Annotated in this window: 17 protein-coding genes and 1 pseudogene; 12 read left to right on the forward strand and 6 right to left on the reverse strand. The window is 49.8% G+C overall.

Features of this window, described 5'->3' with window-relative positions; all coding sequences use genetic code 11:
• The first annotated feature begins 98 nt into the window (after positions 1 to 98).
• Genes tkt through aroB form a run of 4 tightly spaced genes read left to right on the forward strand, consistent with a single transcriptional unit; the run spans position 99 to position 5183 of the window.
• The gene (gene tkt / locus KGF65_RS02590) at positions 99 to 2111 is read left to right on the forward strand and encodes a transketolase (RefSeq protein ID WP_101873878.1); all 2013 of its coding nucleotides are present in this window, start codon (positions 99 to 101) and stop codon (positions 2109 to 2111) included.
• A 15-nt stretch (positions 2112 to 2126) separates the two neighbouring features.
• Entirely contained in the window at positions 2127 to 3020 is an 894-nt protein-coding gene (locus KGF65_RS02595) for a shikimate dehydrogenase (protein WP_216748261.1), read from the forward strand.
• 52 nt (positions 3021 to 3072) lie between these two features.
• On the forward strand, positions 3073 to 4068 hold the full coding sequence (gene aroF, locus KGF65_RS02600; RefSeq protein ID WP_101873876.1) for a 3-deoxy-7-phosphoheptulonate synthase: 996 nt from the start codon (positions 3073 to 3075) through the stop codon (positions 4066 to 4068).
• Between the two features lie 8 nt (positions 4069 to 4076).
• Positions 4077 to 5183 carry a 3-dehydroquinate synthase gene (gene aroB / locus KGF65_RS02605; protein WP_101873875.1) on the forward strand — a complete coding sequence of 369 codons (1107 nt, stop codon included), beginning with the start codon at positions 4077 to 4079 and terminating at the stop codon, positions 5181 to 5183.
• A gap of 269 nt (positions 5184 to 5452) precedes the next feature.
• Here the strand turns inward: aroB and KGF65_RS02610 are convergent, their stop codons facing one another.
• The 5 genes from KGF65_RS02610 to KGF65_RS02630 all read right to left on the reverse strand — a co-directional run bounded on the left by KGF65_RS02610 (position 5453) and on the right by KGF65_RS02630 (position 10234).
• Complete coding sequence (locus KGF65_RS02610) at positions 5453 to 6874, reverse strand: DASS family sodium-coupled anion symporter (protein ID WP_216748263.1); 1422 nt, start codon at positions 6872 to 6874, stop codon at positions 5453 to 5455.
• Positions 6875 to 7028: 154 nt separating this feature from the next.
• Positions 7029 to 7349, reverse strand: a complete 321-nt coding sequence (locus tag KGF65_RS02615; RefSeq protein ID WP_101873873.1) for a metal-sulfur cluster assembly factor — start codon at positions 7347 to 7349, stop codon at positions 7029 to 7031.
• A 69-nt stretch (positions 7350 to 7418) separates the two neighbouring features.
• The gene (gene ttdB / locus KGF65_RS02620) at positions 7419 to 8030 is read right to left on the reverse strand and encodes a L(+)-tartrate dehydratase subunit beta (protein ID WP_216748264.1); all 612 of its coding nucleotides are present in this window, start codon (positions 8028 to 8030) and stop codon (positions 7419 to 7421) included.
• Positions 8027 to 8959 carry a L(+)-tartrate dehydratase subunit alpha gene (ttdA, locus tag KGF65_RS02625; RefSeq protein ID WP_050338952.1) on the reverse strand — a complete coding sequence of 311 codons (933 nt, stop codon included), beginning with the start codon at positions 8957 to 8959 and terminating at the stop codon, positions 8027 to 8029. The genes ttdB and ttdA overlap by 4 nt, the downstream gene beginning before the upstream one ends.
• A gap of 258 nt (positions 8960 to 9217) precedes the next feature.
• Entirely contained in the window at positions 9218 to 10234 is a 1017-nt protein-coding gene (locus tag KGF65_RS02630; RefSeq protein WP_216748265.1) for an AraC family transcriptional regulator, read from the reverse strand.
• 304 nt (positions 10235 to 10538) lie between these two features.
• Here KGF65_RS02630 and KGF65_RS02635 point away from each other — a divergent pair, with 304 nt between their 5' ends.
• The 7 genes and pseudogenes from KGF65_RS02635 (at position 10539) to KGF65_RS02665 (ending at position 19099) form a co-directional block, all read left to right on the forward strand.
• The gene (locus tag KGF65_RS02635; RefSeq protein WP_050338950.1) at positions 10539 to 11381 is read left to right on the forward strand and encodes a triphosphoribosyl-dephospho-CoA synthase; all 843 of its coding nucleotides are present in this window, start codon (positions 10539 to 10541) and stop codon (positions 11379 to 11381) included.
• Between the two features lie 296 nt (positions 11382 to 11677).
• Complete coding sequence (locus KGF65_RS02640) at positions 11678 to 12415, forward strand: metal ABC transporter ATP-binding protein (RefSeq protein WP_216748266.1); 738 nt, start codon at positions 11678 to 11680, stop codon at positions 12413 to 12415.
• Complete coding sequence (locus tag KGF65_RS02645; protein ID WP_050338948.1) at positions 12415 to 13287, forward strand: metal ABC transporter permease; 873 nt, start codon at positions 12415 to 12417, stop codon at positions 13285 to 13287. The genes KGF65_RS02640 and KGF65_RS02645 overlap by 1 nt, the downstream gene beginning before the upstream one ends.
• Positions 13284 to 14225: pseudogene (locus tag KGF65_RS02650) on the forward strand (zinc ABC transporter substrate-binding protein). The gene KGF65_RS02645 and the pseudogene KGF65_RS02650 overlap by 4 nt, the downstream one beginning before the upstream one ends.
• 211 nt (positions 14226 to 14436) lie before the next feature.
• Positions 14437 to 14748, forward strand: a complete 312-nt coding sequence (locus tag KGF65_RS02655) for a DNA-binding transcriptional regulator (protein WP_101873869.1) — start codon at positions 14437 to 14439, stop codon at positions 14746 to 14748.
• Between the two features lie 657 nt (positions 14749 to 15405).
• On the forward strand, positions 15406 to 17820 hold the full coding sequence (locus KGF65_RS02660; RefSeq protein WP_216748267.1) for a KxYKxGKxW signal peptide domain-containing protein: 2415 nt from the start codon (positions 15406 to 15408) through the stop codon (positions 17818 to 17820).
• A gap of 82 nt (positions 17821 to 17902) precedes the next feature.
• The gene (locus tag KGF65_RS02665) at positions 17903 to 19099 is read left to right on the forward strand and encodes a bacterial Ig-like domain-containing protein (protein ID WP_209040941.1); all 1197 of its coding nucleotides are present in this window, start codon (positions 17903 to 17905) and stop codon (positions 19097 to 19099) included.
• A 113-nt stretch (positions 19100 to 19212) separates the two neighbouring features.
• Here KGF65_RS02665 and KGF65_RS02670 read toward each other — a convergent pair whose 3' ends face one another.
• Complete coding sequence (locus KGF65_RS02670) at positions 19213 to 19524, reverse strand: hypothetical protein (protein WP_003638119.1); 312 nt, start codon at positions 19522 to 19524, stop codon at positions 19213 to 19215.
• Between the two features lie 384 nt (positions 19525 to 19908).
• Between KGF65_RS02670 and KGF65_RS02675 the strand changes: the two genes are divergently transcribed.
• Entirely contained in the window at positions 19909 to 20838 is a 930-nt protein-coding gene (locus tag KGF65_RS02675) for an L-lactate dehydrogenase (protein ID WP_050338944.1), read from the forward strand.
• Positions 20839 to 20866: the final 28 nt, after the last annotated feature.

Consider the following 20866-nt stretch of genomic DNA (forward strand, 5'->3'; position numbering starts at 1 on the left):
ACCTAATATGTGACCTAATATGTGATCCAATATGTGATCCAATATGTGATCCAATATGTGACCGACATTCGACTGAACACGCAAAAGGAGCGAATTATATGCAAAAATTTGATGAAATTGATAATCTGGCCGTGGCCAACTTACGGGTATTGAGTGCAGAAATGATTGAACGTGCGGGTTCTGGGCATCCGGGACTACCACTGGGTGCAGCGCCAATGTTATGGGCGTTGTGGAGCAGGCACTTACGCATTGATCCGCAACAGCCACAATGGTCTAACCGTGACCGCTTCGTCTTATCGGCTGGGCATGGTTCAGCGATTCTCTACAGCTTGTTACATATGAGCGGTTTTCAGGTGACGATGGCGGACCTGCAGCATTTTCGCCAGTTTGGCAGTCATACGCCGGGGCATCCGGAACTAGGAGTGGTTGACGGGGTGGAAGCCACGACCGGACCACTCGGACAAGGCCTTGGTATGGCAGTCGGGATGGCGCTGGCAGAACGGCACTTAGCTGCTCAATTCGCGAGTGCGCCACAATTGGTTGACCATTACACCTACGCGTTGGTTGGGGATGGCGATTTGATGGAAGGTGTCTCACACGAAGCCGCCAGTTTTGCCGGTAATCAGCAGTTGAGCAAGCTCATCGTGTTGTACGACGATAACAGCGTCTCACTAGATGGACCGACCAGCCGCTCATTTCGCACTGATGTCAACCAACGCTTCGAGAGTTACGGCTGGGCCACACAAACGGTCGCGGATGGGAACGATTTGAGGGCCATTAACGCGGCCATCGAACGGGCCAAGCAGGAGACTCGCCCGAGTCTAATTGCCGTTAAAACAACGATTGGCTACGGCGCACCGCAAGCCGGTACCAACGCCGTTCACGGGAATCCATTAGGCGCCGCCGGTTTGGCAAGTTTGCGCGCAACGCTGAATTGGGATGCCGCCCCGTTCACCGTCTTACCAGCGGTTGCCAAACGCGCGCACGAGTTGATCCAACGGCGCGGTCAAGCTGCTCATGTCCAGTGGCAAGCACAACGAGATCAGTTACCCGTTGCGATTATGCACCAGTTTGACCAACAGCTGCATAATGGATTGCCAGTCGACTTGGCAACTAGCCTGCCAACCTTTGACGAAGGGGCGCAAGCATCACGCATGACCAGTCATACGGTGATTCAACAATTAGCGGACCGGTTACCGGGCTTGCTCGGTGGCGCAGCGGACCTGGCGAGTTCAAACAAAACGACCATTGAAACGGACCAACTAGCCACGCCGACGAGTCCAGAACAACGCAACTTAGCCTTTGGGGTTCGCGAGTTTGGAATGGGGACGATTTTGAACGGACTGGCATTACATGGCGGCTTACGCGTCTTTGGTGGAACTTTTCTCGTCTTCTCCGATTACACCCGCGCGGCAATTCGACTCGCGGCGATGATGAAGTTACCCGTCACTTACGTCTTCACCCATGATTCGATCGCGGTCGGTGAAGATGGACCGACCCATCAACCCATCGAACAAGTGATGAGCTTGCGGTTGATACCGAATGTGACGGTGATTCGACCTGCTGATCCGAATGAAACTGTGGCCGCATGGTGGCAGGCTGTTAACGCAACGAATCATCCCACCGTGCTGGTTCTGACCCGCCAAAACTTAGCGGTGTTACCGCATTCCAAGTCGTTGGCGATGACCGGGGTCGCCCGCGGCGGTTACGTGTTGTCACCGCAACGCGGCAAGCAGCCGATGGGTATTTTGATTGCGAGTGGATCCGAAGTTGATTTAGCGTTGCAAGCACAAGCCAAATTGGCGGCACAGGGCACAGACGTCAGCGTCGTTTCCATGCCGTCAATGGAGAATTTCGCGCGGCAATCAGCCACGTATCAAGCGCAAGTCTTGCCACCACAAGTTCGGCGGCGCGTCGCTATCGAAATGGGGGCGACTCTCGGTTGGGAACGCTACGTCGGACTGGATGGCGCGGTCATCGGCATCGACCATTTTGGCGCGAGTGGCGCGGCTGAGCAAGTCTTGGCCGCCAACGGGTTTACCGCTGAGGACATCGTGCAGACCTACCAGCGTTTGCCTATTGATACGACACAACAGTTACGCGTTATTTAGAAAGGAAGTCGTCATATGATTGATGGAGAAACGGCGTTATTTGGATTTATCGCGCACCCCGCACGGCACAGTCGCTCACCGCGGATGCATAATTTAAGCTTTGATCACTGGGGGCTAAACGCCCGCTACTTAGCGTTTGACGTTGCCCCCGACCAGCTAGCAGGCACGATTGCCGGAATTCGCAGCATGGGCATCGCCGGGGTCAACTTATCGATGCCCTTCAAGCAAACTGTCGTCCCACTGCTGGATGAGTTGACCCCGCGTGCACAACGCATTCAAGCAGTTAATACGATCAAGAACGTTCATGGCAAGTTGATTGGTGATAGCACGGATGGCGCAGGCGTTTTTCAAGATTTACGACACCAAGGTCTGCATTTGACAGGCAAACGGGTGATGGTGCTCGGCGCGGGCGGGGCTGGTAAAGCGATTATCGCTGCCGCACTGGATTATGGTGTCGCGAGCGTGACGGTCTTCAAGCGCAACAATGAGCGCTTTTCCGCGGTCAAACGCTGGCTCGAACAGCTAAGCCAGACGACCAGCGTTGAGTTGAAATTAGTTGCTTATGAAGACCATCAGCAGATGCAACAAGTGGCGCAGTCCAGTGACTTGATTATTAATGCGACGAATATTGGGATGACAACAACTGGCATCCCGTTACCACTTGAGACAATTCGTCAGTTAAAACCGCAACAAACGGTTTATGACGTGATTTACCAACCACTGGAAACGACTTTTCTACGACTGGCTCGTCAACAGGGCTGTCACACCCATAATGGGCTCGGTATGTTGATTTGGCAGGGCGCCCTGGCCTTTGAGTTCTGGACGGGGAAGCCGATGCCGGTCGCAGCAGTCCGACAAGATATGTTAGCAAGTATTCAAGCCAGCCAGCCAATTGCGGCACGGGCTTAACGCATCAAAATTTGAGACCCAAAATTTGAGAATTGATATTGGAGGAATTATCATGATTATTATTTTAAAACCAGCAACTGCCCAGGCCATGCAGGCCAAGTTAGTCAGCCAATTTGGCGCCGACCACGAGATTTTCACGCATAACGAGCGCATCGCGATTCAAGGTATTACGGCAGATCAACTGCCAACGGATGTTAAAGCTGCCAGTACCGAAATTTTGACGGATGTACCCGCTGCCGTGCAAAGCAGTCGCCTATTTCATCCCGAAGATACGATTATTAAAACGCCCCATAGTGTGATTGGCGGTGACCAGTTCGTCATGATGGCCGGCCCTTGTTCGGTTGAAAGTGCCGAACACGTTGATCAGATGGCCGCCGTGGCCAAGCAGGGTGGCGCGACGATCGTCCGGGGTGGCGCCTTCAAACCGCGGACTTCACCATACAGTTTTCAAGGACTCGGTGAGACCGGGCTGCAATACTTACGGGCGGCTGCCGATAAGCACGGTCTCGATATGATTACGGAAGTCATGGATGATGAACACGTTGCCATGGTTGCGAAATACACGGATATCTTCCAGATTGGTGCCCGCAATATGCAAAACTTCTCGTTACTCAAAGCGGTGGGGCAAACCCAGATTCCAGTTGCGTTAAAACGCGGCATGTCGGCGACCATCGATGACGTTCTCAACGCAGCTGAATACATCGCCGCGGGTGGCAATCATCAGATCATGATTTTAGAACGGGGCATCCGGACGTTTGATAATAAGTACACCCGCAACACGTTTGATTTAGGGGCCGTGCCGGTCTTGCAATCGCTGACGCACTACCCCGTTATCGTCGACCCTAGTCACGCGGTCGGCACTTGGGAGCTGGTGACGCCAATGGCCATGGCCGGGGTTGCGGCAGGGGCTAGTGGGATGATCGTCGAGATCCACGACCAACCAACAAAAGCTTTGTCGGACGGTCCCCAGGCACTCAAGCCCGCGACTTACTTGAAGATGGCGCGCCAAGCCTTCCAGTTGCATGATTTGATGCAGACTTGGGTATAGGCACGCTTATGAAAACAATTAACGTTACCACTAAAACCAAATCTTATGCCATCAAAATTGGGACTGGCGCCCTATCACAGCTCGGCGACCTGGTCAAAACGGTCTGGCAACCGGGTCAAGTCGCTGTCGTCACGGATACGAATGTGCATCCGCATTACGCCCAACCAGTGGTCACGGCACTGAAGGCGGCCGGGTTTCAGGTGCACGTGCTGACGGTGCCCGCTGGCGAGCAGAGTAAAAGTTGGGCACAAGTTGAACGACTAATTGACCAGCTGAGCCGCGCCCATTTTACGCGCAGCGATGGGGTACTGGCACTCGGCGGCGGTGTCGTGGGTGACCTGGCCGGATTTGTCGCGGCGACCTATATGCGGGGCATCGGCCTGATCCAAGTGCCGACCTCCTTGTTAGCACAGGTCGACAGTTCGGTCGGTGGCAAGACCGCAATCGACCTGCCAACGGGTAAAAATTTAGTTGGTAGTTTCTATCAGCCAGACCTCGTCGTCATTGATCCTGACACGCTTAAAACACTGCCAGCGCGGATGTTGGCGGAGGGATACGGGGAAATCGTCAAGTGTGCTGCATTGGTCGGGGGCGATTTCTGGTCATTATTACAACCCATTACTGATGTCACCGCAATTTTACCAGCGGCACCAGCGTTGATTGCGGCCAGCGTGGCGTTTAAAGCCCAAATCGTGATGGCAGATGAACACGAGCAAGGTCAGCGCCAGCTCTTGAACTTTGGTCACACGATTGGTCACGCCCTCGAGCTACTAGCACGCGGCCGTTTGATGCATGGCGAAGCGGTGGCAATTGGCCTCGTTCAAGTCAGTCGATTGTTCGCCATGCACGGATTAGCACCTGCTGAGTTGGCAGAGACGATTGCTGCTCGGTTGAGCGCGGTCGGCTTACCAACCAAGCTACCAGCCATTGCATCCGCTGAGGTGGTGGCAGCGATGCACCATGATAAAAAAATTCATCACGACGCGTTAACCTGGGTCTACTTGGATGCAATCGGTAAGCCCAAATTAGCACCGGTACCTGTCGCAGAACTTCCCGCCTGGGTGGCGCCCTTGTGGCAGTTACCGACAGAGGTGGCGGGGCCGACTGACAACTAACGTCAGGATGACTGATAGGTGGCGTGATTGAGCCGTAGAGAAAATTGAACGTTCAGGTTTCTGTACGAAGCGTGCACTCACGCTAACACTTAAAGATGATGTTGGTAGATGCCATGAGCCCGGATTGAATCAAGCCTAATACGAAATAATAAAGCGCACCAGGTGTCCCTACGCGCAAGCACAAAAAACTCGGTTCAGCATTGCTGACCGAGTTTTTTTATCGGCTGGCCCATGTTTTGCCAGCACTAATTTGAGCGTAGCATGATAATTTACCAGTATCCCAGCACGTGCATCCAGAGGGTTCCGCCGACACCCCAAACGAGTAAGTAAAAGCCGCCCAGGATGAAATTCAAGCGCCACCAAGTTGCTTGAGTGACGTAGCCCGGGCCAAACATGATGGATGCGGGACCGTTGGCATAGTGGGTCGTTGAACTGAAAATCGCACCATCAAAGCCGAGTAACAGGGCCGCTAACATTGGCGGTGCGCCAGCTGAGATCGCAACACCTAAGAATGCAGCGTACGTGGCTGAGACGTGGGCAGTTGCGCCGGCAAACAGGTAATGGGTGTAGAAGTAGACCAGCATTAACGCTGCCATGACCCACATCCAGTTGACGCCGTGCAATGCCTGTCCAATAGCGGCCGATAACCACGGGATAAAGCCGAGATGGTTGAGCTGTCCGGCCATGAAAATCAAAATTGAGAACCAGACCAGGGTGTTCCAAGCACCAGTTTCGTGCAGCAAGTCACTAACGCTGAGGACCCCGGTAATTAAGAGGAGGGACACGGCGATAAACGCCACCAGAGTCGCATCCAGGCCAATCAAACTGGCGAGGATCCAGAGGACTAGCGCCAAGCCGAAAATCAGCGCCATGAATTTTTCCGGTAACCGCATCGGTCCCATTTTAGTTAATTCTTGATGGGCCCAGGATTGGGCGTTCGGCGTATCTTTGATTTCAGGTGGATAAAGTTTGTAAATGATGGCAGGAACACAAATCAGACTGATGAGACCGGGCAGCAGGGCGGCCAGTAGCCAGCCAGTCCAAGTAATATTAACGTGCAGAGCCGCCGCTAAAGCAACTGCGACTAGGTTGGGCGCCATGGCTGTCATGAATAGACCGCTGGTTGCGATGTTGCCATGAAAGGCGGTCATCATGAGAAACGCGCCGATTTTGCGCTGGGTCCCTTGTTGCGGGTCGGAACCGTACGCTTTGGCTAGTGATTCGATAATCGGAAAGACGATACCGCCAGCACGCGCCGTGTTACTCGGTGTCGCGGGACTCGTGACTAAGTCCACACCAATTAGTGCGTAGGCCAGTCCGAGGGTTCGTTTGCCGAAGCATTTGACGAACACTAACGCGACTCGCCGACCCAGACCCGTTTTGACAAAACCGCAAGATAAAAAGTAGGCCATCGCGATCATCCAGACCGTACTATCACCAAATCCTGCAATCGCGGTATCAATCGGCGTGACGCCCAATAGCACACAACAGGTCAAGCCGATGATTGCCACCCCAGCGATGGGCAACGGCTGGGTAATACACCCGATAATCGTACTGACAAAGATTGCCAACATTTGCCATCCGAGCAAACTCAAATCACTTGGACGCAGCGGGGCAGCCAGCCAAAGTATCAGGCCACAACTGAGCGGCCAAATGAGTTTTCGATAGTTGACTGGATTCAAATGTGACATACGTAAAACCGCCTTTCAATTAACTTCAGCTGAGGTACGCTAGTCTGAACTGGCTCGGTCAGGCTGTGGGGTATCAATCACAACTGGCATACTTACCAGTCGTTTGGTCATCTCTGAATGTTCAACTAGCCAATCGGTCCTCAGAGTAGACATGTCAGTGTAAACCGAGTTCTAGCTTGGCAGCTCGTGACATCTTAGCGACTGACCATGCAGGTTCCCAGACAAGATTAATGAGCACCTGGTCAACATCATTCAACGCGCCTAGTGCTGCCTTGATGTGGTCGTCCAGATAGCCCGTCAATGGGCAGCCCATAATGGTGAGCGTCATCGTGACGGTACACAGTTGAAGGTCGGCGTCATAAGCAACGTCGTAAATTAACCCCAGGTCGACGATGTTAACGCCGAGTTCGGGGTCGATGACGGTTCGTAAGGCGGTTAACGCCGCTTCCTTAAATGATGGCCTTGTCTTGATCATGAAAAATAACCTCCTTTGAATGACGCCCCCGTCACGGCGATGGCAGCCGCTGTGACGGGGGCGCAATCCTTATTTGATAAATTTGACTTGTTCGTTGATTTTCTTGATTTCGGCTTCCTTGCGTTCATTAAAAATGACTTTGTTCTTCTCAAATAAGTTGTCACCGTTCGTATCGATCGAGACGATCAGCGGGCTAAAGTCTTTAACTTCACAAGCCCAGAGTGTTTCGGGCATGCCGAGGTCCTTCCACTGTGCATCAATGATTTTTTCAACATGCAGCGCCGCGTATACCGCGTTACCTGCGGGATAAACCAGATGGAGGGCGTGATATTTTTTGCAGGCGCGTTCTGTCCCGGGGCCCATCCCACCCTTACCAACGATCAACTTAACGTGGGTTTCCTTGACAAAGGCTTCTTCGAATTTTTCCATTCGCATACTCGTGGTTGGACCGACCGCTACCATCTGATAGTGGCCGTCGCCAAGATCTTTGATGATTGGACCAGCGTGTAAAATGGCCCGGTCAGTAACGTTGACGGGTAACGGCCGGTGTTCTTCGACTAACCGACGATGCGCGACGTCCCGACAAGTTGTGAGTGAACCAGTCAGGTAGACGATGTCGCCGATTCGAATGTCTTTGATGTCGTCATCTGAGATGGGCGTAGTTAAATGGTAAGTTTTCATGATAATTCGACTCCTTTGTTCAGTGGTAATTCGTAATTTAAATCTTGGTCAAAGTTAATGAGACCGCGCCGGTGGGACCAGCAACCAGTGCTGACGGCGACGCCGATCGTTGATGGATGCCGGGCCGTATTTTCAACGTTAACGCCCATGACCGATTTTTGACCACCAAAGCCTTGTGGTCCGAGACCAATGTGGTTGATGCCGTCTTCCAAGAGGTGTTCCAACTTAGCGGCGTTCGCATTGGGATTCTCACTATCGACGCGGCGCATCAAAGCGAGTTTGGAATTCAACGCGGCGGTCTCAACGGAGGTCGCCACGCCGACGCCGACGAGTAATGGTGGGCAAGCATTGATACCGTAGCTCGTCATGCGATCCATGACAAACCGAACGACGCCTTCGTAGCCTTCACCAGGCATCAGCACTTTGGCAGCACCAGGCAAGGTACAACCACCACCGGCCATGTAAACGTACATTGAAATGTCCGTACCGTTGCCGTCGACTTGTAAGAAAATCGACGGGATACCGTCACCAATATTCATGCCAGTATTGTATTCGTCGAACGTTTGAACGGCGTTGTGCCGTAGTGGCGCCTTCTTCGTGCCACGATAAACGGCATCCTTTAAAATCTGGTTCAATTCTCCGAGTAACGGGAATTGGGCGCCACATTTGATGAAGAATTGTAACGCCCCCGTATCTTGACAGCTCGGTCGCTGCAGCTTGTTGGCGAGTAACTGATTTTCCATCATCGTATCGTAAACGAGCTTTTGTAAGGGATCGACTTCAATTTTGCTGAGTTCTTCGAGTTTGGCCGTCACGTCATCGGGTAAACGGTGACTGATGAGGGCAATGTAGTCGGCCAAGATGTCACGCATCCGCTGCCCCTTGGTCGATAGTGTGGGTTCGGTATAGTCGTAAGTCATTGTATCCATGGTTGATTTCCTCCTATCAATTTACAGCTTCATTGTAGGCAACCCTGGGCACGCAGACTAACCGCTAGATGATGACTTCGATGACACGAGGCGTTGTGAAAAAACACGCAATCAACCAAATTTGGCATGTGGTATGACAAAAAAGTACCAGTCTAATTCAGTTGTAAATGCTGAATTAGACTGGTACTGAGCAATAAATTCATATTTCAAACCACCAAGTGTGACCAATCATTATCACAAAAATTGTTATGCCATTAATTATTGATTGAGCAGATTTTTTAATTGTGCGACCTTAGTTTTGAGTGCTTGGTATTCTTCAAAGTGTAATTTGTAAGCACAACTCTCACAGGCACTCAGTTGATCGACCGTTGCCAGTTGCGCCCAGTGCGTCATTTGTGCTTGGACCCAGGCGGTTTGCGTGGGTGTCAGTGGTTGTTTGAATGCTGAGCGCGGCCCTTGAGAAAGGTGCTCGTGGTAGTTCGAAGGCGTCTGACCGAAATGCCGTTTGAACATCAAATTAAATGACTTGACCTCTTGGAACCCATTTTTGAGTGCGACGTCTGCAATTTTTCGATTAGGGTCCTCCAAGTCGGCAATCGCATGTTGCAAGCGGCAACGCGTCAGGTACTCGTAAAAATTGATGCCGAGTTCAGCTTTAAAAATACGGGACAAATAGGCCGTGGAGTAGTGACTGATGGCGGCTGCCGATTCGAACGTGACGGGCTGATCGTAGTGCTGATTGAGGTTGTCGATGACCCGGCTGAGTGAGCTTTGCTTTTTCGGCTGCGGATAGGCAATCGTTGCCTGAGTGTCAAAAAAGTCATGATGTAACAAGTTGGTCAGCTGAAAATAGGCTGCGTTTAGTTCGAATGCGGACCAATTTGACTGATGCAGTCCGGTATAGAGCTGTGCCAGAATTTGCCGGATGGTCTGGTAGTCGCGATGTTGCGGTGTCGTCACGCTGTTTAGGTGAAACGCCCCGTGTGACAAGTCGAGTCCTTGGCTGGTGTAGAATGCAGGGGCGATATGTAAGCACAGCGCCAGACATTCTGGATCCAGGGCAAACGTGGCGTGACCGCAGTTGGCGTTGATTAAAATTAAGTCGTTGGCTTTTAAATCATACCGGCGGCCGTCTACGTTGACTTCCACGTGGCCTTGTAGGAGCCAGAATAATTCGATTTGCGGATGCCAGTTATAGTGGTAACTACCAATCGTATAGGCGAGCAAATCGAAGTTTACCGCGGGTGTCGATTGAAAGTGCTGGTTGGATAACATTGAAAATCACCTCCGAGGATCATTGAATGAAATCATGAATCCGTTTACTTTAGCTTACATGTTTTGAGATGATTTGAACAGTGTCATCAGAAAAGAAACTGGTATCAAAGTCCCATCGTACGTTATGATAGAGATACGCTGGATTTTAGCGGGCAAGGTTGGCCGAGATAAAAAGCCGACTGAACAATGGCTGAGCGTCGTTACCAGGGTTACTGGCGCAAACTAGCAATGTTAGTGTGACACTGCGTTTGGCCAATCAGATTTTGAAATCACGATGAATTAATGATGAAATGGTGGGAAAATTGTGACGCAACAACAAATTGTCAATCACGCCTTGCGTGCCTTATTGTATGAAGTGACGGTCACCCCGAAGCCGGGCTTGGTCGATCCCGTGTCGGCGGGACCGCATCCTGATATGAACGCGTTTATGTTCATCGATAGTGCCCTGAGCCTGGAACCTTATTTTAAGGCTTGTGCGAGTGCTGGCGCGACTTATACCGATGCCGACCTGACTGGTTTGTTTCAGCAGATTCGGACCGTTGGCATTGAAGCTGAGCGGACGATGTTTACGGCGACGCATGGTGTCAATACCCATAAAGGCGCCGTTTTTTCACTGGGCGTGTTGGTGACAGCCGCTGCTTATCAGCAGCAACAGCCCGCAAAGTCATTGGCGTCCATTGTCCAAGCGATGTTAACGGGGCTGACGGCTAACGACTTTAGTGGGTTAGCTGACAAGGACCCATCGGCGTTGACAGCGGGAGAACGGCAGTATTTGACATACGGCATCAAAGGGATTCGTGGCGAGGCGGAAGCCGGTTACCCGACAGTCATGCAGGTGGCGTTGCCGGCCCTCAAGCGAAGCCAGGGCACCATCAATCAGCGGTTGTTAGATACGTTGATGGCCATCGTTCAGGCAACGGTCGATACGAATTTGGTCAAACGAGCCAATGATTCGCACGTCGTTGATTGGGCGCACGCGCAGGCTGCTAAGTATTTTGAATTGGGCGGTAGCCAAACGTCAGCCGGAATGGCTTTCTTACGGGATCTCAATCAGGAATTTCTGGCGCATAATTATAGTCTTGGTGGGTCAGCTGACTTACTGATTCTGACGATTTTTCTGGGACTTGAGGCTGGAATATTAGCATAATCATGAGTGTCATTGCGGTTGGCGATGACGCTTTTTTAATATCCAATATTTATGTGAGTGGATTTTTGGCGGCTGTTGATTGTTAAAATGGAGTGGGCGATTCATGCGGATGTGAGCTAGAACCAGCCACGATAGACCTAGTTGTTATCACTAACATAGAATTGCAATTACGAAAAATTTAATGCTAAATATTAAAAAGTTAACCGCACCTAACAATTGTTTGCATTACGGTTAATTATCAGGTATGCTTATGACGATGTAGAAAACCGACTACCGCGATGAACGGAGGAAATTTGATGCTAAAAGTACAAAACCTCACCGTGGCATACAGTGACACACCAGTCTTTACTGATGTTGCCGTTAACTTTAACGCCGGCAAAATTACTGGAATCATTGGTCCCAACGGTGCGGGCAAATCAACAATGATCAAAGCCATGTTAGGCTTGATCAAGTCCCAATCTGGAACCGTCGAATATCAAGGTCGTGCGCTAAAACAATTTCAAAAACAGATTGCCTACGTTGAACAACGTAAGGATCTCGATTTAACTTTCCCAATCAATGTTTTTGATGTCGTTTTGACCGGGACCTATGGCAAACTGGGCCTCTTTAGAGAACCGAGCAAGGCTGACCGCGCTCGGTGCCAAGCTGCCCTTGAACAGCTAGCTCTGACTGATTTAGCGGACCGCCAAATCAGCCAATTGTCAGGGGGACAGTTGCAACGGGTGTTCGTTGCGCGTGCCCTCGTCCAAGAAGCAGATATTATTATTTTGGATGAACCGTTTGTTGGCATTGATTTACAGAGTGAGACGGCTATCATGACGATCTTGCACCAGTGGCGTGACGCTGGCAAGATGATCATTGTCGTCCATCATGATTTAAACAAAGCCTCACGCTACTTTGATGACTTGGTCATCTTGAATCACGGCATCGTTGATTGTGGTCCCGTGGATGACGTTTACACGCCTGCCAATATTGAACGCACGTTTAGCGCTGATCTTTCGGCCGTACTGTTTACGAAGGAGGGTCAACAATAATGCAATCAATTACAACTTTTATTGCGGCGTTAGGGAAGTATGATTTCCTGCAAAGCGCCCTGATTACCGCCATCATGGTTGGTGTCATGTCTGGAATCATTGGAAGTTTTATTATCTTACGCGGCATGTCGATGATGGGGGATGCCATCTCACATGCCGTGCTACCTGGAGTGGCCGTTGCGTACATGCTAGGCATCAACGTGATGATTGGGGCCTCCGTCTTCGGCATCCTTGCCGCAGGACTGATTGGCTTTGTCGCGAGTCGCAGTAAGATCAAGACGGATACGTCGATTGGGATCGTCTTTAGTGCCTTTTATGCACTGGGGTTCATTTTGATCTCGTTAGCTGAAAGTTCAACTAACTTACACCACATTCTGTTTGGTAATATTTTAGCTGTTAGTGATACCGATATGATGACAACGACGGTCGTATTAGGCTTAGTGATTTTATTCGTTGTCTTCTTCTATAAAGAACTCTTGATTACGTCCTTTGACCCGACTTTCGCTAAGACGTACGGCTTGAAAGTGCAACTGCTGCACTACGCCTTAATGCTCGTCTTAACATTAGTGACGGTCTCGGCATTGCAAACGGTTGGGATTATTCTAGTGGTCGCCATGTTGATTACACCGGCGGCAACCGCCTTTCTATGGACAGAACGCTTAGCAATCATGTTAGGTTTGTCCGCCTTGATTGGGGTCTTGTCTTCAGTAGTTGGGCTGTACCTCAGCTACACCTTTAACTGGGCATCGGGTCCTGCAATCGTGTTAGTGGCCGCAATCTTCTTTGGCATCTCATTCATTGTGTCACCAAAGCAAGCACTCTTGCCAACGTTATGGAAAGGGCAAGCCGCAGCGCGGCGGGTAACTGCATGAAGACGAAATTAATTGCCCTCGTGGGTGTGATTGCAATGATTACTGGAATGGCATTTTTCTTGAACCAACGCCAACAAAATGCCCGTGCAACGACGACGAGTGCCAAGCTCCGAGTCGTCAGCACCAACTCCATCCTAGATGATATGGTCAAGAATGTCGGTGGCCAGTACGTTCAGAACTATAGTATTGTCAAGCGGGGAACGGACCCGCATGAGTATGAACCACGTCCAACCGATATTGCGGCGACTGCGGAAGCCGATGTAATTTTCTACAACGGCTTAAATCTGGAAACCGGTGGGAACGGTTGGTTTAAGAAGTTAGTGACGTCTTAGAAGAAAGATTTTGACCACGACGTCTTTGCGGCAAGTAAAGGCATCAAAGTGAAGTATTTGACGACGAACGTGAACGAACCGGACCCCCACGCTTGGTTGGATCTCGCCAATGGGATTCAGTATGTGAAGAATATTAATCGGACCTTGCAAGCCAAGGATCCCAAACATGCCGCTCAGTATCAAAAAAATACGGACCGTTACGTGGCTAAGTTGACGCGTTTACATGAAACCGCACAGACGAAGTTCAAACAAATTCCGGCTTCACAACGGTTGTTGGTCACTTCAGAAGGTGCATTCAAATATTTCTCAGCGGCCTACCATGTGCCCGCTGCCTATATTTGGGAAGTGAACACGGAGTCGCAAGGAACACCAGCTCAGATGCGAACAGCTTTGAAGAAGATTGAAGGGACCCAGGTTCGGAGTTTGTTCGCCGAATCCTCGGTCTCGCCGAAATCAATGAACAAACTGTCGCAGGAGACTGGAATCCCAGTTGCCAGCACGATTTTTACCGATTCATTGGCCGCTGAGGGTAAACCAGGTGATACGTACTATTCGATGTTGAAGTGGAACCTAGATAAGATTTATGCTGGACTGACTCGGTCGTAAGTACAACGGCGGTGAGCTCAGTGCAATTAATTAATCATTAACGATACAAGGAATACTCCTACCGAGGGTGATAGGCTAACAATTAACGTTTGTCTACCTTGGATAGGGGTATTTTTGGGATTTACGGGAAGTATGATCAAGTGTCACTAGCTCAAGCTGAACAGGTTAAACTAAAATTCGCTCAACAGTTACAACGGAAGGGGTTCTTGTTATGACAGAAAAGCAATCGCATTTAGAACACAGTGTTGACCAGATGATGGCCGCCCTAGATGGTGATTATTCACATGTTTCGATCCATGAGGTTAGTAGTCAATCGGCGCCACAGTATTCAGCCCAAGAGATCAAGGCCATTCGCAAGGCGGTTGACTTGAGCCAACTGTTGCTAGCCGCACTCTTGACGGTCTCGCCACGCACGGTCAAAGCATGGGAAACTGGTCGTTCACGTCCTAGTCGAACCGCTTGTCGGTTGTTAGAAGTTATTCAAAAAGACCCGAGCGTTATTGAGCTATTAATTGGTGATTAGCTTGGATAGATATGCCTAGCAAGGTAGATAAGTCGAGGTTTAAGGCTTGCCTACATTGCTAGGCTTTTTTGTCGTCCCGTTTTCAGAAATTGCCGTTCATCGGCATTATCCAAGCCACAACTCACGTGACATGTGTGGGACGAGACAACTGATATTAAACAAGCATGCACTCAGAAGAAACTGGAATGATGATACGCAAGGAGATGCATCAGAGGCTGTTTACCAATCCCATTTATTAAGGCGTGTTGCCGATTAATGAAGAAGGTTAACAAACTGCTATTTCAATATTGATTCCCAATTTTTTATCAATTTATTAATATCAAATTACGGATGCTAAACGCGCACAACACGGCAGTCAGCGCCATTGAAGCCAGGTAGTCTTAAGTTGGTAGCGCCTAATATTCGAAACGAAAACTGTGACAGCGCTTTAATTTTGTTTATGGAAGCATACAATTATCCTTGCTTAAATATATAAAATCTGTAATAGTAGTACATAGATAGTTAAACACGATAACAATGTTTCTGCTTTATTAATATTGTAATCAAATGTCATGATAATTGCCTGTCAGCGTTTTCCTATTGAGGAGGGGTTTAGGAGCTTGACGAACAGTTGTTGGTTGCTTCGGATTTGGTAATTACTCGGGGGGTAGTGCAAGAATGCAACGATTACAGGAACAAAAACGGTATTATAAGATGTACAAAAGTGGACGCTTTTGGGTTGTAGCAGGGATCATGGTTTTTGGCGCTGGGGTAAGTCCGATGATTGGACACGCAGATACGAATGATGCTGTGACGGCGGCTCAAACTCGCGTATCTGCCACATCAACAAGCACTGGTAACTTGAAAGGTTCAGCAAATAATACGGCGGTGACGACGAAATCATCCGCGACGGATGAAACCGAAAATCAGTCGATCACTCAAGTCACTACGACTGTTGAAAATACCGGGCAGAAAGCTAATACAACTCAAAATGCTGAAGCCGTGGTTGCGAAAACTCAGTCAACGGCGGCAACAGCTGAACAATCAAATCAGCAGACTAGTGCAACGCAGACAACTGCTGTAGATGGCCAAACGACGGCTGCAGCGTCTAACTCGAACACTGAACAAACAACGGGAACAACATCTGCCACGAGCACTGAACAAGCGGTGGGGCAGTCACAGAATACAAAGGCTACTCAAACCACTAAAACGACATCGGCCACAAGCACTAAGCAAACAACGGGAACGACATCGAACACGAAGCAGACTACGGAAACAGTATCAGATACGAGCACCGAGCTAACTACGAAAACGTCAGCGAATAATACCGCTGAGCAGCCGAACCATTCAACCGAATCAGCCACCAATTCAACTACAACGGGCAGCGATGCCACATCGACTGTCAAACAATCAGAAACCACGACGCCAACCATCGCAGATGCGACCGATGTCGATGATGAGGATGTTAGCTCTCAATTTGTCGATGCCAATTTGTTGACCGCTGTTCGTAGCGGCCTTGGATTAACGGCTCAAGACAAACTGACGGTCAATACCATCAAAGCATACAAAAACGCAGATCTCAAAGTTCAGGCAGTTAAGTGGAATAGTGACGGTACTGGCGATTATCAACCAGTGACCAGTTTACAGGGATTGCAGCTATTGGCTAACTTGCCAGCTGGCACCACGACGAGCGTGACGGTGCAAATTGCGGCGAATTATCGGGAAATACCGCAATTTGACTTTTCACCACTACAAAGCGTTCAATTGTATGATCTCAACTTGTACACCTTTTATTGGGGCGCCGTGACTGATGAGCAATTACAGCTGCTTGCTGCCTTGGATCCGAGTCAAATCCATAATTTGGAATTTTCCTCACCAAACAAATACCTATCCAATCCGTACGGGATGACGAATCGCCAGTTTAATATCTTGGTTCCGTTTGTTAAAGCCGCCATTGAAAACAGCGGCAAGGCATCGCAAATGATTGGATTTTCGGGTAATCGAATCAGTGATTTTAGTGCTTTGAAATCGCTGGTGCCAACCACGGACGGGCAAGTTACTGGCCTTTTTGAGAATATTTATCTCCAGAATAAGGTCTCCTATCGACCCGGGGACACCGTCGAGGTTACCTCAGAGCTGACGGGGCTTCAAGGTGAATCATTGAATTATACGGCGCGGTACTATCAAGATGATGGCACCGCCAATGGCAAACTCGTGCAGGCCGACGCGCACCTGGCGACCGTCACTGATGCCGATGGTACCACTCATGAAGTTTGGAAATACACGTTGGTTAATCCGAAAGTCAATAATGGCTACTTGATTTATGGAACCTTTTATTATGCGGACGGAATTTGGAAGCGCTATTATACGGATGCTGCGGGTAATCCAATCGACTATTTTAACATCGCTGCCGGTGCACTTGTTTATCAGCCGGTGACGAGTTCTAAAGCTCAGCTGACCTTTAACCCGAGCGAAGTTGTGATGGGACCCGATGCGAGTTGGAATTATCTGGCGCATATTGCCAGTGTGACAGACTATGATGGCAACGCCATTGAGTCCAGTGCTTGGGGCGATTTGTCCATTAAGAACGTGACGAGCTTGCCAGACTTAGCCACTGCGGGCGTTCAGAACGTGACGTTCACCTATACGGATAATCAAGGCAACGAACTGACGGCAACGGCCCTCGTCAAAGTGGTGGCAAGCCAAGCTAACATTACGGCCAAAGCCCCACAGAAGGTTTGGCCGCAAGACGTTGCCAAGCTGTCAGTAGCGGATTTGGTTCGGCAAGTTACCGATGCGACTGGCCAGGTCGTGACCGATGTTAACAACGTTGCCATGACGCCAATCGACAAAACGCAGGCGGGACCACAAGCAATTACATTGACCTATACGGATGCGGTAGGTAATAAAGTAACCGCAATAGCCATGGTTACGGTTGATTTAGCTGAACTGAAGACGGCGCCTGTTCAATTGGTCGCCGGACCAAACGCACAGTGGCACTACGGGATGTGTGTTGCCGGCGTGACGGATAGTTTAGCAATCCGGTTGAGGTCGATCAAGCAACGATTAACGTCATTAGTGCACCTAATCTGAGCCCCGAATTGATTGTCAGCCACAAACCGTTATCTTGGCATATGTGGACGACCTTGGGCGCACGCAACAGGTTAGTGCAATTGTGACGACAACCAAATCACAGGCCCAGTTGGTTGGTCGGGATGTTACCCTCATCGCTGGTCCAGCAGCTGATTGGACGCTAAGCGATAGTGTGGACTGGTCCAAGAGTTTGATGAGTGATGGCCAACCGCTTTCTGAGGCCGACGTGTCTGAGGTGACAGCTGATTTGAAGCCGAATCTGCAAGTTCCAGGTCAGTATGCCTTGCAGTTGAGTTACGTCGATGCTGTCGGCAACTTAATTACTGGAGCGGCCACTGTTAATGTGATGGCTTCGCAAGCAGCGCTGCAGGTGAAAAATAGCCAAATTAAGGTCGGTAGCGTTTGGCAAGCTGGCGACAACCTTGTTCAGGTCACTGATCAGAACGGTGAATCAGTTGGCATTGATCAGCTAACGGTGACTAAATCGGTAGATACGAGTGTTGCCGGGGTGTATCCGGTGACTTACACGTATATGGATGCAGTCGGTAATGTGTTAACCGAAACGGCCTTCATCACCGTTGTTGAAGACCCAACTGACCCCGGTGATGGTGGCGGTACAACTGACCCCGGTGATGGCGGTGGTACAACCGACCCCGGCGATGGCGGCGGCACAACTGACCCCGGTGATGGCGGCGGCACGACTGACCCCGGTGATGGCGGTGGTACAACTGACCCCGGCAACGGTGGCGGCACGACCAATCCAGGTGATGGCGGTGGTACAACTGATCCAGGCGATGGCGGCAGCACAACTGACCCCGGTGAAGGTGATGGCATTACTGACCCGGGTAACGGGGGTGATACGACCAATCCTGATGATAATGTCGACACGACTAATCCTGATAAGCAACCGGTCATTGATGATGGTGAGGCCGATGTTATTGATAAGCCAGATTTGAGCGGCAATGCTGGCTCAAATGGTGATAACGACAATACCGGGTCCAATCAAGCTCGTCCAGCGACGCAACCAAGTCAATCTGAGCAGCGCGTAAGTTTGACGTCTAAACATCAGGTGACACCAGCGACTGAGACAATTGCGAAGGCTAAAATCCAACCGGCGGCAGCAAGTGCGGTTGCGGGCGTAGATCATGCCCAAGCGAAAAGGCAAGCAAAACTGCCGCAAACGAATGAAGCACCGTTCGAGTGGGCCGCACTCATGGCCGGGCTCATTGGACTGGTCGGCGCGTTAGGCTTCACTAAACGGCGGCGCCACAACAATTAACAAAGGGTCTTTAAGCTTTTGAAAAGGACCGCGAGTTCTCAATCAAATGAGAATTCGCGGTCCTTTTTTGACTGACATTGTTATCAGCGCCTGATTAAACTAGTGTCGATAACTTAGTCTTCTGATTCAAATGACAATTCCGTCATCGACAGCTCCAAGTCGTCGAGCACGTCATTTTCACTCAAAAATTGTTCCCAGGCGGCTGGCGTTTGTTCGCGGGTGTGGGGGACGATCTTGTCATGAATGTTGGCGATGACCTCGTCCAACATTTTATCGGCTTGCCGGGCGATTTCAGCGTCATTATATTGTCGAGCGGGTGCGCGGTCGGCGTTTTGGCGATTGAGAAAATCGGTTGCCTTATCCATAAAAATGGTGATGACCTGGGAGTTATCAGCCAGGTATGTTTTTAGTGTTTCGTTATCCACAGTGTTGTTCCTTTCTTCGTTGAGACGTACCTCTAATATACCACGCTGTTCTGAATTTAGCTGGCCTAAATCTCAGTAACCGGCTGAGCCAATCAGGTCCTGCTAGGAACTTGGTGGCAAGCACACAAAACGTTCGGATTGTAAACGCTTACGAATACATTTTCACAAAGCCGACACTTTAGAAATGGTTCACAAGCTAAAATAATTAGAATCCCGGTGTAATCCCATTTATAGCGATAATTACGTTTAAATTTTTCAAAAAAGTAATTTATTTTTAAAAAATTAACAAAAATGTGAGCGGTTGCGTTATAATACTTGTGAGTTAAGTAACTAAGTGTTTCAGATATCTCACAACAAGAAGCTCAATGGAAGAAGGATATTGATATGGATAAGAAGCAACGCAAAATCGTTATCGTCGGTGATGGCTCAGTCGGTTCCTCATTTGCATTTTCGTTGGTCCAAAATTGTGCGCTCGATGAATTAGTGATCGTTGATTTGGTCAAGCAACATGCTGAGGGCGATGTTAAAGATTTGGAAGACGTTGCCGCGTTTACGAATGCGACGAATGTTCATACTGGTGAATACGCGGATGCCCATGATGCCGATATCGTGGTGATTACGGCCGGGGTGCCCCGCAAGCCTGGTGAAAGCCGACTTGATCTGGTCAATCGGAATACCAAAATCTTGGAATCGATTGTTAAACCAGTAGTGGCTAGCGGATTTAACGGCTGCTTCGTCATTTCAAGCAATCCCGTCGATATTTTGACTTCCATGACGCAACGGTTATCCGGTTTTCCACGTAACCGGGTAATCGGAACGGGGACTTCCCTTGATACGGCACGGCTCCGGGTCGCTTTGGCCCAGAAGTTGAACGTCTCGACGGATGCAGTCGATGCCGCCGTTTTAGGAGAACATGGCGACACGTCCATCGTGAACTTTGATGAGATCAAAATTGCTTATCAACCACTGAATACTGTCACGACCGTCGATGACCAGTTTAAGGCCGACATCGAACAAGCCGTTCGTGGCAAGGGTGGCAAGATCATTGAACAAAAGGGTGCGACCTTCTATGGGGTAGCCATTAGTTTAATGCAGATTTGCCGGGCAATTTTGAACGACGAAAGTACCGAATTGATTATCTCAGCACCATTAGCTGGGGAATACGGCATTCATGATTTATATCTGGGCTCACCAGCCATCATCAATCACAATGGGGTTGAAAAAGTGATCGAAGCCGAATTGTCTGACGACGAACGCGGCCGGATGCAGCATTTTGCCAGCAAGATGCTCAACATGATGAATGTCGCATCATAAGAATGAATTAGTGGGTAGGAGGAATTGA

It is taken from the genome of Lactiplantibacillus sp. 30.2.29 (genome assembly GCF_018991255.1).
Classification (GTDB): domain Bacteria; phylum Bacillota; class Bacilli; order Lactobacillales; family Lactobacillaceae; genus Lactiplantibacillus; species Lactiplantibacillus pentosus.

Bases quoted from the DNA above. Each gene is read 5' to 3' on its own strand.
- KGF65_RS02640 (WP_216748266.1), top strand. From the start codon at position 11,678: ATGCTAAAAGTACAAAACCTCACCGTGGCATACAGTGACACACCAGTC.
- KGF65_RS02675 (WP_050338944.1), top strand. From the start codon at position 19,909: ATGGATAAGAAGCAACGCAAAATCGTTATCGTCGGTGATGGCTCAGTC.
- tkt (WP_101873878.1), top strand. From the start codon at position 99: ATGCAAAAATTTGATGAAATTGATAATCTGGCCGTGGCCAACTTACGG.
- aroF (WP_101873876.1), top strand. From the start codon at position 3,073: ATGATTATTATTTTAAAACCAGCAACTGCCCAGGCCATGCAGGCCAAG.
- aroB (WP_101873875.1), top strand. From the start codon at position 4,077: ATGAAAACAATTAACGTTACCACTAAAACCAAATCTTATGCCATCAAA.
- KGF65_RS02645 (WP_050338948.1), top strand. From the start codon at position 12,415: ATGCAATCAATTACAACTTTTATTGCGGCGTTAGGGAAGTATGATTTC.
- KGF65_RS02615 (WP_101873873.1), bottom strand. From the start codon at position 7,349: ATGATCAAGACAAGGCCATCATTTAAGGAAGCGGCGTTAACCGCCTTA.
- KGF65_RS02610 (WP_216748263.1), bottom strand. From the start codon at position 6,874: ATGTCACATTTGAATCCAGTCAACTATCGAAAACTCATTTGGCCGCTC.
- KGF65_RS02630 (WP_216748265.1), bottom strand. From the start codon at position 10,234: ATGTTATCCAACCAGCACTTTCAATCGACACCCGCGGTAAACTTCGAT.
- KGF65_RS02655 (WP_101873869.1), top strand. From the start codon at position 14,437: ATGACAGAAAAGCAATCGCATTTAGAACACAGTGTTGACCAGATGATG.
- ttdB (WP_216748264.1), bottom strand. From the start codon at position 8,030: ATGAAAACTTACCATTTAACTACGCCCATCTCAGATGACGACATCAAA.
- KGF65_RS02595 (WP_216748261.1), top strand. From the start codon at position 2,127: ATGATTGATGGAGAAACGGCGTTATTTGGATTTATCGCGCACCCCGCA.
- ttdA (WP_050338952.1), bottom strand. From the start codon at position 8,959: ATGGATACAATGACTTACGACTATACCGAACCCACACTATCGACCAAG.
- KGF65_RS02660 (WP_216748267.1), top strand. From the start codon at position 15,406: ATGCAACGATTACAGGAACAAAAACGGTATTATAAGATGTACAAAAGT.